This is a genomic window from Cellulomonas dongxiuzhuiae (assembly GCF_018623035.1).
In the GTDB taxonomy this organism is placed as follows: Bacteria; Actinomycetota; Actinomycetes; order Actinomycetales; family Cellulomonadaceae; genus Cellulomonas; species Cellulomonas dongxiuzhuiae.
Genome location: NZ_CP076023.1, coordinates 2988004 through 3001111, shown reverse-complemented (window position 1 = coordinate 3001111; position 13108 = coordinate 2988004). Strand labels below are relative to the sequence as shown.

Sequence of the window (13108 nt, the reverse complement as noted above, 5' to 3'; positions counted from 1 at the left end):
GCGGCGCTGGTGGCCGTGCGTCCCCGGGACGTTCGGCCCGGGCCGCGGCTGAGGTAAGCCAAGCCTTCGCAGACAGGCTCCGAGGCGCTGGTTACACTCGCCGGGGTTGCACGTGAACAACGTCACAAGTGGGGTGGCACGGTGGTCGGAGCGGTCGATGACGCGGACGTCATCGTCGTCGGCGCCGGTCCGGCAGGGTCCTCCGCCGCCTACCACTGCGCGGCCGCGGGGCTCGACGTCCTCCTGCTGGAGAAGGCGACGTTCCCGCGCGACAAGATCTGCGGCGACGGCCTGACCCCGCGTGCGGTCGCCGAGCTGGTGCGCATGGGTGTGCCGATCCGCGAGCAGGACGGCTGGATCCGCAACGCGGGCCTGCGCGTCATCGGCGGCGGCCACCGGATCGAGCTGCCGTGGCCCGAGCTGTCGAGCTACCCGTCCTACGGCCTGGCCCGCGCACGCACGTCCTTCGACCAGACGCTCGCCGAGCACGCCCGCGCCGCGGGCGCCAAGCTCCTCGAGGGCACGTCGGTCACGGCGCCCGTGCGTGACGAGCGCACCGGCCGCGTCGTCGGTGTGCGGGCGCGGCCCGTCGCGGCCGACGGTCGGCGCACCGTGGACGCGGGTGCCGAGGTCGAGTACCGCGCACCCGTCGTCATCGCCGCCGACGGCGTCTCCGCGCGGCTCGCGACCGCCGTCGGACGCGTGAAGCGCGACGACCGCCCGATGGGCGTCGCGGTCCGCACGTACTTCCGCACCCCGCGCCACGACGACCCGTGGATGGAGTCGCACCTCGAGCTGTGGGACGGTGCGCCCGGGGCCTCGAACCTCATGCCCGGGTACGGCTGGATCTTCTCGCTCGGCGACGGCACCGCGAACGTCGGCCTGGGCTCGGTGAGCTCCACCGCCGCGGCGACCAAGGTCGACTACAAGGACCTCTTCTCCCGCTGGATGGCCAACGCGCCGCGCGAGTGGGAGTTCACGCCCGACAACCAGGTCGCGCCCGTGCGCGGTGCGGCGCTCCCGATGGGCTTCAACCGCGGCCCGCTGTACGCCGACGGCCTCCTGCTCGCGGGCGACTCCGCGGGCATGATCAGCCCCTTCAACGGCGAGGGCATCGCCTACGGGCTGCAGGCCGGTAGGGTCGCGGCGGACGCGATCGCGCAGGGTCTGGCGCGCGGTTCGGCCGCCGGCCGGGAACGGGCGCTCGCGACGTACCAGCAGCGCATGAAGGACGACCTCGGCGGGTACTACACGCTCGGCCGGGTGTTCGTGCGCCTCATCGAGCACCCCCAGGTCATGCACCTGTGCACGCGCTACGGGCTGCCGCGCCCGCTGCTCATGAAGTTCGTGCTCAAGCTGCTGTCCGACTCCTACGAACCTCGCGGCGGCGACGTGGTCGACCGCGTCATCTCCGCGCTCGCCCGGCTGGCGCCGGATGCCTGAGGCAGCGAGCATGACCAACGCGACGCAGGGCCGGCCCGGCCGGACGTCTTCGACGAGGAGGACCGCTCGATGAGCAACCCGTACGTCCCGCTCCTGGTGATGATCGGGATCGCGGCCGTCCTCGCCCTCGGTGGGGTCGGCGCGAGCGCGATCCTCGGACCCAAGCGGTACAACCGCGCGAAGCTCGAGGCCTACGAGTGCGGCATCGAGCCCACGCCCCACGCCATCGGCGGCGGGCGCTTCCCGATCAAGTACTACCTGGTCGCGATGACCTTCATCATCTTCGACATCGAGGTCGTCTTCCTCTACCCCTGGGCCGTCGGATTCGCGGAGCTCGCGACGTTCGGCCTCGTGGCGATGATGGCGTTCCTGCTGATCATCACGGTGCCGTTCGTCTACGAGTGGAAGCGCGGCGGCCTGGAGTGGGACTGACCGTGCACGGACCCGCACGACCGGGCCCCACCGCTGCCACGACGCGCAGCCGACCGACTTCGAGGAGGAGCTGACATGGGCATCGAGGAAGCGCCCTCGGGCTTCCTGCTGACGACGGTCGAGGACCTCGTCGGCTACTTCCGCAAGGCCTCGCTGTGGCCCGTCACGTTCGGGCTCGCGTGCTGCGCGATCGAGATGATGGCGGCCGGCACGAGCCGGTTCGACATCTCCCGCTTCGGCATGGAGGTCTTCCGCGCGTCGCCGCGCCAGTCCGACCTCATGATCGTGGCCGGCCGCGTGAGCCAGAAGATGGCGCCCGTCGTCCGCCAGGTCTACGACCAGATGGCCGGCCCCAAGTGGGTGCTGTCGATGGGCGTGTGCGCGTCGTCCGGCGGCATGTTCAACAACTACGCGATCGTGCAGGGGGTCGACCACATCGTCCCCGTGGACATCTACCTGCCCGGCTGCCCGCCGCGCCCCGAGATGCTGCTGCACGCGATCCTCGCGCTCCACCAGCAGATCCAGGACCAGCCGCTGGGCGTCAACCGCCAGGAGGCCGCGCGCAAGGCGCAGGAGGCCGCGATGGCCGCGACCCCCACGTCGCACATGACGGGACTGCTGCGATGAGCGACGAGGGCACGCAGCCCGAGCAGGACGCGACGCCGGGCGAGGGCACGGACCCCACGACGGGCACCAAGCCCGCCGCGGTGTCGACGCCGCCCGAGGACGCGACGTCCCCCGCGGCCGACCGGCCGACCGAGGGCACCAAGCCCACCGCCGAGAAGGCGGACGCGTCGGCCGCGGTCAAGCCGGGCGAGCCCGCACCGGCCGGGACGCAGCGCACGAGCGCGGCAGCCCTCGAGGCGGGGTCCCAGAACCTCCCGGCGGGTCCCGACCCGACGGGCCCGCGCACGCCCCTCGACATCGTCGACGTCCGCACCGGCATGTTCGGTGTGGCCGGCACGGGCGACACCTCGGGCTTCGGCGGTCTCGTGCGGACCGTCGCGATGCCCGGCCCCAGCGAGCGTCCGTACGGCGGCTGGTTCGACGAGGTCGTCGACGTCCTCACCGAGGTCCTCGACGAGTCCGGCACCGGCTTCGCGCACGCGGTCGAGGCCGTCGTGGTCGACCGCGGCGAGCTCACGCTGGAGGTCGCGCGCGAGCACCTCGTCGAGGTCGTCCAGGCGCTGCGCGACGACCCCGACCTGCGCTTCGAGCTCTCGCTCGGGGTCTCCGGGGTCCACTTCCCGCACGACGCCGGACGCGAGCTGCACGCGGTGTACCACGTGGTGTCGGTGACCCACGGCCGCCGCCTGCGGCTCGAGGTCGCGGCACCCGAGGGCGACCCCCACATCCCCTCGACCGTGGCGGTCTACCCCGCCAACGACTGGCACGAGCGCGAGACCTGGGACTTCTTCGGGATCGTGTTCGACGGCCACCCCGGCCTGGCGCGCATCGAGATGCCCGACGACTGGCCGGGCCACCCGCAGCGCAAGGACTACCCCCTCGGCGGGATCCCGGTCGAGTACAAGGGCGCGACCATCCCGCCCCCGGACCAGCGGAGGTCGTACAGCTGATGACCGCTCCCACCTCACAGACCCCCCACGCGACCCGCCACGTCCCGCTGGACGAGACGCAGGGCGTGCCCTCGTTCGAGGCCTCGGGCGGCGACTGGTCCGACATCGCCGAGGAGGCCGCTCGCCTCGGCGAGGAGCGCATCGTCGTCAACATGGGCCCGCAGCACCCGTCGACGCACGGCGTGCTGCGCCTCATGCTCGAGATCGACGGCGAGACCGTCACCGAGGCCCGGGCTGGCATCGGCTACCTCCACACGGGCATCGAGAAGAACATGGAGTACCGCACCTGGACCCAGGGCGTGACGTTCTGCACCCGCATGGACTACGTCGCCCCGCTGTTCCAGGAGGCGGCCTACTGCCTCGCGGTGGAGAAGCTCCTCGGCATCACCGACGACGTGCCCGAGCGCGCCTCGGTCATCCGCGTGCTGATGATGGAGCTCAACCGCATCTCCTCGCACCTGGTCTTCCTGGCGACGGGCGGCAACGAGCTCGGCGCGACGACGATCATGATCCTGGGCTTCACGGCCCGCGAGGAGATCCTCAAGGTCTTCGAGCTGATCTCCGGCCTGCGCATGAACCACGCGTACATCCGCCCGGGCGGGGTCGCGCAGGACGTGCCCCCGGGCGCCATCGACTCGGTGCGCGAGGCCATGACCACGGTCCGCGGCTACTTCCGCCAGCTCGAGGACCTCATGCTGGCCAACCCCATCCTGCAGGCGCGCATGAAGGACGTCGGGGCGCTCAGCCTCGCGGCCTGCATGTCGCTGGGCGTCACGGGTCCGCTGCTGCGCGCGACCGGCCTGCCGTACGACGTGCGCAAGACCGACCCGTACTGCGGGTACGAGACGTACGACTTCGACGTCCCGACGCAGGACGCGGCCGACTCGTGGGCGCGCCTGCTGGTGCGCATCGAGGAGTGCTACCAGTCGATGCGGATCGTCGAGCAGTGCCTCGAGCGGCTCGCGAAGCCGGGGCCCGTGATGGTCGCCGACAAGAAGATCGCGTGGCCCGCGCAGCTCGCCATCGGGACCGACGGCATGGGCAACTCGCTGGACCACATCAAGGAGATCATGGGTACCTCCATGGAGGCCCTGATCCACCACTTCAAGCTGGTCACCGAGGGCTTCCGCGTGCCGGCGGGCCAGGTCTTCCAGACCGTCGAGCACCCGCGCGGCGAGCTGGGCGTCCACCTGGTCTCCGACGGCGGCACCAAGCCGTACCGGGCGCACTTCCGCGACCCGTCGTTCAACAACCTGCAGGCCGTCTCGATGATGTGCGAGGGCGGGCAGATCGCCGACGTCGTCGTCGCCGTCGCGTCGATCGACCCGGTGCTGGGAGGGGTGGACCGCTGATGTCCGTCGAGCACGCGGGCGCCCCGGCGCCCCACGACCACGGCCGGACCCCGGGGGAGCGGCACGCCACGGGCTTCGACGACGCGACGCGCGCCCGCCTGACGGCCGACGCGCAGGAGATCATCGCGCGGTACCCGCAGGCGCGTTCGGCGCTGCTGCCGATGCTGCACCTGGTGCAGGCGGAGGACGGCTACGTCAGCCCGCGCGGCATCGCGTTCTGCGCCGCGACGCTGGGCATCTCGACCGCCGAGGTCTCCGCGGTCGCGACCTTCTACACGCAGTACAAGCGGCACCCCAACGGCACCTACACGGTGGGCGTGTGCACCAACACGCTGTGCGCGGTCATGGGCGGTGACGCGATCTGGGAGGAGCTCAGCGCGCACCTCGGGATCGGGCACGACGAGACGACCGGCGACGGCGCGATCACGCTCGAGCGCATCGAGTGCAACGCGGCCTGCGACTACGCGCCCGTCGTGATGGTCAACTGGGAGTTCTTCGACAACCAGACGCCGGCCTCGGCCGTGGACGTCGTCGACCGGCTCGTCGAGGGTGCGCCCGTCGCGCCGACGCGCGGGGCGTCGTCGGTCTGCACGTTCAAGGAGATGAGCCGCGTCCTGGCGGGCTTCCCCGACGGCCGCGCCGACGAGGGCGTGGGTGCCGGTCCGGCGACCGTGCGCGGCACCGAGCTGGCGCGCGAGCGCGGCTGGACGGCACCGTCGTTCGACGCCGACGAGCGCGTGGCCACGAGCGGCGCGAGCCACGGCGAGCCGGAGGCCGGCGAGGCGCAGTCCAGCGCCGACCGGGCCCCGACGACGCCGGCCGACGTCTCGCCCGCCGGCGAGCAGCGCAAGCAGAAGTCCGACGACGCGAAGGAGTCGTGATGACGACCCTGACCCCCGTGCTGTCCGCGCACTGGGACGCGGACCGGTCGTGGAAGCTCGACCGGTACGAGGCCGACGGCGGCTACCGCGGTCTGCGCCGCGCGCTGGGCATGGCGCCGGCCGACGTCGTGACGGCGGTGAAGGACTCCGGGCTGCGCGGCCGCGGCGGGGCGGGCTTCCCGACGGGCATGAAGTGGGGCTTCCTGCCCGCGCCCGACGGTGGGCCCCGCTACCTCGTCGTCAACGCCGACGAGTCGGAGCCGGGCACCTGCAAGGACATCCCGCTGATGCTGGCGAGCCCGCAGGACCTCATCGAGGGCGTGATCATCACGTCCTACGCGATCGGCTGCCACCACGCGTTCATCTACGTGCGGGGCGAGGTCCTGCACGTCTACCGCCGGCTGCTCGAGGCCGTCCGTGAGGCGCGCGAGGCCGGTTACCTGGGCACCGACATCCTCGGGTCGGGCTTCGACCTCGAGATCACCGTGCACGCCGGTGCCGGCGCCTACATCTGCGGCGAGGAGACGGCGCTGCTCGACTCCCTCGAGGGCCTGCGCGGCCAGCCGCGCCTGAAGCCGCCGTTCCCCGCCGTGGCAGGTCTGTACGCGCGGCCGACCGTCGTCAACAACGTCGAGTCCGTCGCGTCGGTGCCCGGCATCCTCGTCGGCGGCGCCGACTGGTTCACCTCGATGGGCACCGAGCGCTCCGCCGGTCACGGCCTGTTCTCGCTGTCGGGCCACGTCACGCGGCCCGGCCAGTACGAGGCCCCGCTGGGCATCACGCTGCGCGAGCTGCTCGACATGGCGGGCGGTGTGCGCGAGGGGCACGAGCTGAAGTTCTGGACGCCCGGGGGCTCCTCGACGCCGATCTTCACCGCGGAGCACCTCGACGTGCCCCTCGACTACGAGTCCGTCGGCAAGGCCGGCTCCATGCTGGGCACGCGCGCGCTGCAGATCTTCGACGAGACGACGTCGGTCGTGAAGGCCGTGTCGCGCTGGATCCAGTTCTACAAGCACGAGTCCTGCGGCAAGTGCACGCCCTGCCGCGAGGGCACGTTCTGGCTGGAGCAGATCATGTCGCGGCTCGAGGCCGGTCAGGGCACGCCCTCCGACATCGACCTGCTGCTCGACCTGTGCGACAACATCCTCGGCCGCGCCTTCTGCGCGCTCGGCGACGGTGCGACGAGTCCCGTCACCAGCGCCATCCAGTACTTCCGGGAGGAGTTCGAGGCGGGCACGCACACGCCGGCCGACGTCCTGTTCCCGCCCGAGCGCAGCTCGCTCTTCGACTACACGCCGCGTCGCAGCACGCAGCTGGCGGGGGTGCACGCATGACCACCACGACCCCGAGGCCCACCGACACGACACCGCTGGTGCCGGCCGCGCCGCCCACCGTGGCGCCCGAGCCGGCGGCGACGGTGACGTTCACCGTCGACGGCATCGAGACGACCGTGCCGAAGGGCACGCTCGTCATCCGTGCCGCCGAGCAGCTCGGCATCCAGATCCCGCGCTTCTGCGACCACCCGCTGCTCGCGCCCGCCGGTGCCTGCCGCCAGTGCCTCGTCGAGGTGTGGGCGCCCGGGCGTGACGGCAACGTCGCCAAGATGCCCAAGCCGCAGGCGTCCTGCACCCTCGAGGCGACGCCCGGCATGCAGGTCAAGACGCAGCACACGTCGCCCGAGGCCGACAAGGCGCAGCACGGCGTCATGGAGCTGCTGCTCATCAACCACCCGCTCGACTGCCCGGTCTGCGACAAGGGCGGCGAGTGCCCCCTGCAGAACCAGGCGATGAGCAACGGGCGCGCCGCGACGCGGTTCGTCGACGTCAAGCGCACGTTCCCCAAGCCGATCGCGATCTCGACGCAGGTCCTGCTCGACCGTGAGCGGTGCATCCTGTGCCAGCGCTGCACGCGGTTCTCCGAGGAGATCGCGGGCGACGTGTGGATCGACCTGCAGAAGCGGGGCGCGGCGCAGCAGATCGGCACGTTCGACACCCGGGTGCTGGGCTTCGCGGGCGACGCGCCCGTGGGTGCGTCCACGCTCGACACGAGCGGCCGGCCGTTCGCGTCGTACTTCTCCGGCAACACCGTGCAGATCTGCCCGGTCGGCGCGCTGACGTCGGCGGCCTACCGGTTCCGCTCGCGGCCGTTCGACCTCGTGTCGGCGGCGTCGATCGCCGAGCACGACGCCAACGGGTCCGCGATCCGTGTCGACCACCGGCGCGGCGTGGTGCTGCGGCGCCTCGCGGGCGACGACCCGGCGGTCAACCAGGAGTGGATCACCGACAAGGACCGGTTCGCGTTCCACTGGCAGTCCGCCCCCGACCGCGTCACGACGCCGCTCGTGCGCCGGCCGCTGGCCGACGGCACGCGGGGCGAGCTCGAGCCGTGCTCGTGGACCGAGGCGCTGGACACGGCGGCCGCCGGGCTGCGGGGCGCGACCGTGGGCGTGCTGCCCGGCGGGCGGCTCACGCTCGAGGACGCCTACGCGTACTCCAAGCTCGCGCGCACCGTGCTCGGCACCAACGACGTCGACCACCGCGCGCGTCCGCACTCGGCGGAGGAGGAGACCTTCCTCGGTCACCACGTCGCGGGTCGCACGCTGCGGGTGACGTTCGGCGACCTGGTCGCCGCACCGGCCGTGCTGTGCGTCGGGTACGAGCCCGAGGAGGAGGGCGGCATCGCCTTCCTGCGCCTGCGCTCGTCGGTCGTCGCCGGTCGCACCCGGGTCTTCGCGGTCGCCGCCCTGGCGAGCCGCGGCATCGAGCGGCTCGACGGCACGCTCCTGGCCGCCGCACCGGGCACCGAGCCCGAGGTGCTCGACGCGATCACGACCGGCGCGGACGACGTGCTCGGCGCGACCGCCGACGCGCTCGGCGCCGAGGGCTCCGTCATCCTCGTCGGCGAGCGTGCCGCGACGGTGCCCGGTGCCCTGACCGCGGTGCTGCGACTCGCGGAGCGCACGGGGGCACGCGTCGCGTGGATCCCGCGGCGTGCCGGTGAGCGCGGTGCGATCGAGGCCGGCACGCTGCCGACGCTGCTGCCGGGCGGGCGTCCGGTCGCCGACCCGTCGGCGCGCGTCGACGTGGCCGCCGTCTGGGGCGTCGACGACCTGCCCACGACGCCGGGTCGCAGCGCGGACGAGATCCTCGCCGCCGCCGCGGCCGGTCGGCTCGGGGCGCTCGTCGTCGGTGGTGTGGACCCCGCCGACCACGCGGACCCGGTGCTCGCCCGGGCCGCGCTCGACGCCGTGCCCTTCCTCGTCTCGCTCGAGGTGCGGCGCAGCGAGGTCACCGACCGCGCGGACGTCGTGCTCCCCGTGGCGCCGCCGGTCGAGAAGGCCGGCACGTTCGTCACCTGGGAGGGGCGTCCGCGCCCGTTCGCGCAGGTGCTCACGACGACCCACCTGTCCGACTTCCGCGTGCTGGACCGGCTGGCCGACGCCATGGGGGCCGACCTCGGTCTGCTCACGCTGGCGGACGTGCACGCCGAGCTGGACCAGCTCGGCGGCTGGGACGGCGGCCGTGTCGAGCAGCCCGCGACGAGCCCGGCCGAACCGCCCGCGGTGCCCCCGGGTCACGCGGTGCTCGCGACATGGCACCAGCTGCTCGACGCCGGTCGCCTGCAGGACGGTGAGCCGTACCTGGCCGGCACTGCCAAGCAGCCGGTCGCGCGCGTCTCGCCGGTGACCGCGCAGGCGGCCGGTCTCGCCGACGGCGACGACGTGGCCGTCAGCACGGACCGCGGCACCGTCACGGCAGCCGTGCAGGTCACCGACATGGCCGACCACGTCGTGTGGCTCCCGACGAACCCCCGGGGTGCCGCGGTGCGCGACGTGCTCGGCGGGGTCGGCGGCACGGTCGTCCGGCTCGCTCCCGCGGGCCGCAGCGACGCCCCGGGCGTCACGGCGCACGCAGGCTCCGGGCTGACCGGGGACACCGCGGAGGCCGTCGCCGGCGTCCGCGTGGACGAGGAGGAGCGGGCATGAGCGGGCTGGCCACGGCGCTGGGTGCGCTGCCGAGCGCGGTCGGTGACGGGACGGTCGGCGCGGTCTCGGCGGACTTCAGCCAGGACGTGTTCTGGGTGTGGCTGCTCAAGGCCGTCGCGATCATCGTGTTCCTGCTGACCAGCGTCCTCATCGCCATCTGGTTCGAGCGGCGGGTCGTGGGACGCATGCAGCTGCGCCCCGGGCCCAACGTGCACGGGCCGCTCGGCCTGCTGCAGTCGCTCGCGGACGCCATGAAGCTCCTGGTCAAGGAGGACGTCACCGTCCGGGCGGCGGACAAGCTCGTCTACATCCTCGCGCCGATGATCGCGGTGCTGTGCTCGCTGCTGGTGTACGCGGTCATCCCGTTCGGGCCCGAGGTGAGCATCTTCGGGGTCGTCACGCCGCTGCAGCTCACCGACTTCTCGGTGGCCGTCCTGTACATCCTGGCGTGCGCGGCGGTCGGCGTGTACGGCATCGTCCTGGGCGGCTGGTCCTCCAACTCGACGTACCCGCTGCTCGGCGGTGTCCGCTCGACGGCGCAGGTCATCTCCTACGAGCTCGCGATGGGCCTGTCCCTGGTGAGCGTGTTCATCATGGCCGGGTCGATGTCGACGTCGCAGATCGTCAACTCCCAGACGCAGATGTGGTGGTTCCTGCCGCTGCTGCCCGCGTTCGTCATCTACGTCATCTCGATGGTCGGCGAGACCAACCGCCTGCCGTTCGACCTGCCCGAGGCCGAGGGCGAGCTCGTCGGCGGGTACACCACCGAGTACTCGTCGATGAAGTTCGCGTGGTTCTTCCTCGCCGAGTACATCAACATGCTCAACGTGTCGGCGGTCGCCACCACGCTGTTCTTCGGCGGCTGGCGCGCCCCGTGGCCGATCTCGGCCATCAACGACGGCATGTTCAACACCGGCTGGTGGCCCGTCCTGTGGTTCGTCGCCAAGGTCTGGCTGTTCATGTTCCTGTTCGTGTGGATCCGCGGCTCGGTGCTGCGCTTCCGCTACGACCAGTTCATGAAGATCGGCTGGAAGATCCTCATCCCGGCGGCCCTCGTCTGGGTCGTGTGCGTGACGCTCGTGCAGGCCGCGCGCCAGCTGTGGGACGTCGACCTGCGCACGCTGCTGTTCGGGCTCGCGGGCGTCGTCGTGGTGGGCCTCGTGCTCTCCTTCCTGGTGCCGGAGAAGAAGCCCGAGCCGGCGCCCGAGCCCACGGAGCCGCAGGACTTCGACCCCTTCGCCGACGGCTACCCGGTGCCGCCGCTGCCGGGGCAGGTCCTGCCCCCGTCCCCCCGCGCGCAGCGCCGCCTCGCGGCGACCGCCGCCGACGACCCGTCCGAACCCGAGACCCCGCTGGAGGTGCGCGGTGGCTGAGCAGCGCAAGAAGAGGCCCGCGCCCGGCGCGTCCGCGCCCGGTGGCCAGGTGCAGCCCACGCCGCGCACGGGCGGGGCCGTCGACCGCCCGTCGTCCGAGTACGAGTCGCTCATCGAGAAGCGCTCGGGCCTGAGCGAGCTGCTCGCGCCCGTGGCCGGCTTCGGCGTGACGTTCGCGAACATGTTCAAGCCCACGGTGACGGAGCAGTACCCGCGCGAGCAGGTGCCCACCAAGCCGCGCTACCACGGCCGGCACCAGCTCAACCGCTACGCCGACGGCCTCGAGAAGTGCATCGGCTGCGAGCTGTGCGCGTGGGCGTGCCCCGCGGACGCGATCTACGTCGAGGGCGGCGACAACACCCCGGACGCGCAGTTCTCGCCGGGGGAGCGGTACGGCCGCGTCTACCAGATCAACTACCTGCGCTGCATCTTCTGCGGCCTGTGCATCGAGGCGTGCCCCACGCGCGCCCTGACGATGACCAACGAGTACGAGCTCGCCGGTCCGACGCGCCCCGGGATGATCTGGGAGAAGCAGGACCTGCTCGCGCCGCTGCGCTCGGGCCAGCTCGCCGCGCCGCACCCGATGGTCGAGGGGACGTCCGACACGGACTACTACCGCGGCGAGGTCACCGGGGTCACGGACGACCAGGTCGCCTGGGTCACGGAGCACCGGCCGGACGACCCGACGCTGCCCGAGAACGCCGCGAAGGGCGCCACGGTCCCCGACCTCGGCGAGACGCGTCTCGCGCAGCGCGCGATCACGGCGGGCGCGCACCGCCAGGGGGGTGCCAGGTGAACCCGCTGCTCACCGCGCTGCCGGCTGCCGCCGGCGCGCTGACGGACTCCGGCCAGACGAGCACCGCCGAGGCCGTGCTGTTCTGGGTCCTCGCGCCGCTCATGGTGCTCGCGGCGCTGGGCCTGCTCCTGGCACGCAAGGCCGTGCACGCGGCGCTGGCGGTCATCTTCATCATGATCTCGCTCGCGTTCATGTACGTCGCCCAGGGGGCCGAGTTCCTCGGCGTCGTGCAGGTCGTCGTCTACACCGGCGCCGTGATGATGCTCTTCCTGTTCGTCCTCATGCTCGTCGGCGTCGACCGCTCGGACTCGCTCGTGGAGACCATCCGCGGGCAGCGCTGGATCGGCGTGCTCGCGGGCCTCGGGCTGGGTGTCGTGCTCGCCGGCGTCGTCGGACGAGCCACGTACGACCCGCCGGTCGGGCTCGCGGCGGCGAACGCGCCGTCGAACCCCGAGGCCGTCGCGCACCTGCTCTTCGCCGACCACGTGCTGGCCATGGAGGCTGTCGGCGCCCTGCTGGTCGTCGCCGCGCTCGGTGCCCTGGTGCTCACCCACCGCGGTCGCCTGGTGCCGAAGGTGGGCCAGCGCGAGCGCGCCGAGCGCCGCCTGCGCGACGGCGTGCACCCGGTCTCGCTGCCTGCGCCCGGCGTCTACGCCCGGCACAACGCCATGGACGTCCCGGCGCTGCTGCCGGACGGCACCCCGCTCGAGAGCTCCGTGCCGCGCGTGCTGCGCGTGCGCGGGCAGGAGGCGGACGCGCGCGAGTACGCGGCGCGCATCGACCGTGTCCTCGCGGGCGGCTGGGCGATCGGCGCGGGCACGTTCACGTCCGACGACGAGTACGTCGGGGGCCCGGAGGGCACCGTCGCCGGTGGGGTCGTCGTGCACGACCCCGTCGCCGGGCCGGACGGCCCCGCGGACCGGCCGACCGACGCCCCGACCCACGACGAGGAGGACGGCCGGTGAGCCTCACCCACTACCTGGTGCTGGCCGCGATCCTGTTCGCGATCGGCGCGACCACGGTGCTGCTGCGGCGCAACGCGATCATCGTGTTCATGGGCGTCGAGCTCATGCTCAACTCGACCAACCTGCTGCTCGTGACGTTCGCGCGCCTGCACGGCAACCTCTCCGGCCAGGTGCTCGCGTTCTTCGTCATGGTCGTCGCGGCGGCCGAGGTGGTCGTCGGTCTGGCGATCATCGTCTCCATCTTCCGGACCAGGCGCTCGGCGTCGGTCGACGACGTCAACCTGCTGAAGAGCTGAGGGGCAGC

12 protein-coding genes are annotated in these 13108 nt (G+C 72.6%); all 12 read left to right on the top strand.

Annotation, left to right across the window (positions count from 1 at the left end):
• Positions 1-141: 141 nt before the first annotated feature.
• The 12 genes from KKR89_RS13475 to nuoK all read left to right on the top strand — a co-directional run bounded on the left by KKR89_RS13475 (position 142) and on the right by nuoK (position 13100).
• Positions 142-1443: a geranylgeranyl reductase family protein gene (locus tag KKR89_RS13475; protein ID WP_208195881.1), complete on the top strand. Its 1302-nt coding sequence runs from the start codon at positions 142-144 to the stop codon at positions 1441-1443.
• Positions 1444-1512: 69 nt separating this feature from the next.
• Positions 1513-1875 (top strand): NADH-quinone oxidoreductase subunit A, encoded by a 363-nt coding sequence (locus tag KKR89_RS13470; protein WP_191782222.1) that lies wholly within the window; start codon positions 1513-1515, stop codon positions 1873-1875.
• 75 nt (positions 1876-1950) lie between these two features.
• Complete coding sequence (locus tag KKR89_RS13465; RefSeq protein ID WP_208195880.1) at positions 1951-2502, top strand: NuoB/complex I 20 kDa subunit family protein; 552 nt, start codon at positions 1951-1953, stop codon at positions 2500-2502.
• Positions 2503-2582: 80 nt separating this feature from the next.
• Positions 2583-3452 carry an NADH-quinone oxidoreductase subunit C gene (locus KKR89_RS13460; protein ID WP_372438574.1) on the top strand — a complete coding sequence of 290 codons (870 nt, stop codon included), beginning with the start codon at positions 2583-2585 and terminating at the stop codon, positions 3450-3452.
• The gene (locus tag KKR89_RS13455; protein ID WP_208195878.1) at positions 3452-4804 is read left to right on the top strand and encodes an NADH-quinone oxidoreductase subunit D; all 1353 of its coding nucleotides are present in this window, start codon (positions 3452-3454) and stop codon (positions 4802-4804) included. The genes KKR89_RS13460 and KKR89_RS13455 overlap by 1 nt, the downstream gene beginning before the upstream one ends.
• Positions 4804-5685 carry an NADH-quinone oxidoreductase subunit NuoE gene (nuoE, locus tag KKR89_RS13450; protein ID WP_208195877.1) on the top strand — a complete coding sequence of 294 codons (882 nt, stop codon included), beginning with the start codon at positions 4804-4806 and terminating at the stop codon, positions 5683-5685. Before KKR89_RS13455 ends, nuoE begins: the two co-directional genes overlap by 1 nt.
• Positions 5685-7019 (top strand): NADH-quinone oxidoreductase subunit NuoF, encoded by a 1335-nt coding sequence (gene nuoF, locus KKR89_RS13445; RefSeq protein ID WP_208195876.1) that lies wholly within the window; start codon positions 5685-5687, stop codon positions 7017-7019. The genes nuoE and nuoF overlap by 1 nt, the downstream gene beginning before the upstream one ends.
• Positions 7016-9670: an NADH-quinone oxidoreductase subunit G gene (locus KKR89_RS13440; RefSeq protein ID WP_208195875.1), complete on the top strand. Its 2655-nt coding sequence runs from the start codon at positions 7016-7018 to the stop codon at positions 9668-9670. The genes nuoF and KKR89_RS13440 overlap by 4 nt, the downstream gene beginning before the upstream one ends.
• On the top strand, positions 9667-11043 hold the full coding sequence (nuoH, locus tag KKR89_RS13435) for an NADH-quinone oxidoreductase subunit NuoH (protein ID WP_208195874.1): 1377 nt from the start codon (positions 9667-9669) through the stop codon (positions 11041-11043). The genes KKR89_RS13440 and nuoH overlap by 4 nt, the downstream gene beginning before the upstream one ends.
• Entirely contained in the window at positions 11036-11839 is an 804-nt protein-coding gene (gene nuoI / locus KKR89_RS13430) for an NADH-quinone oxidoreductase subunit NuoI (RefSeq protein ID WP_372438568.1), read from the top strand. The genes nuoH and nuoI overlap by 8 nt, the downstream gene beginning before the upstream one ends.
• Positions 11836-12804 (top strand): NADH-quinone oxidoreductase subunit J, encoded by a 969-nt coding sequence (locus KKR89_RS13425; protein WP_208195873.1) that lies wholly within the window; start codon positions 11836-11838, stop codon positions 12802-12804. The genes nuoI and KKR89_RS13425 overlap by 4 nt, the downstream gene beginning before the upstream one ends.
• A complete protein-coding gene (nuoK, locus tag KKR89_RS13420; RefSeq protein ID WP_191782240.1) occupies positions 12801-13100 on the top strand; it encodes an NADH-quinone oxidoreductase subunit NuoK in 300 nt (99 codons plus the stop codon). The genes KKR89_RS13425 and nuoK overlap by 4 nt, the downstream gene beginning before the upstream one ends.
• Positions 13101-13108 lie beyond the last annotated feature (8 nt).

Coding starts and splice junctions, on each gene's coding strand:
- KKR89_RS13470 (WP_191782222.1), top strand. CDS start 1,513: ATGAGCAACCCGTACGTCCCGCTCCTGGTGATGATCGGGATCGCGGCC.
- KKR89_RS13465 (WP_208195880.1), top strand. CDS start 1,951: ATGGGCATCGAGGAAGCGCCCTCGGGCTTCCTGCTGACGACGGTCGAG.
- KKR89_RS13455 (WP_208195878.1), top strand. CDS start 3,452: ATGACCGCTCCCACCTCACAGACCCCCCACGCGACCCGCCACGTCCCG.
- nuoE (WP_208195877.1), top strand. CDS start 4,804: ATGTCCGTCGAGCACGCGGGCGCCCCGGCGCCCCACGACCACGGCCGG.
- nuoF (WP_208195876.1), top strand. CDS start 5,685: ATGACGACCCTGACCCCCGTGCTGTCCGCGCACTGGGACGCGGACCGG.
- KKR89_RS13440 (WP_208195875.1), top strand. CDS start 7,016: ATGACCACCACGACCCCGAGGCCCACCGACACGACACCGCTGGTGCCG.
- nuoH (WP_208195874.1), top strand. CDS start 9,667: ATGAGCGGGCTGGCCACGGCGCTGGGTGCGCTGCCGAGCGCGGTCGGT.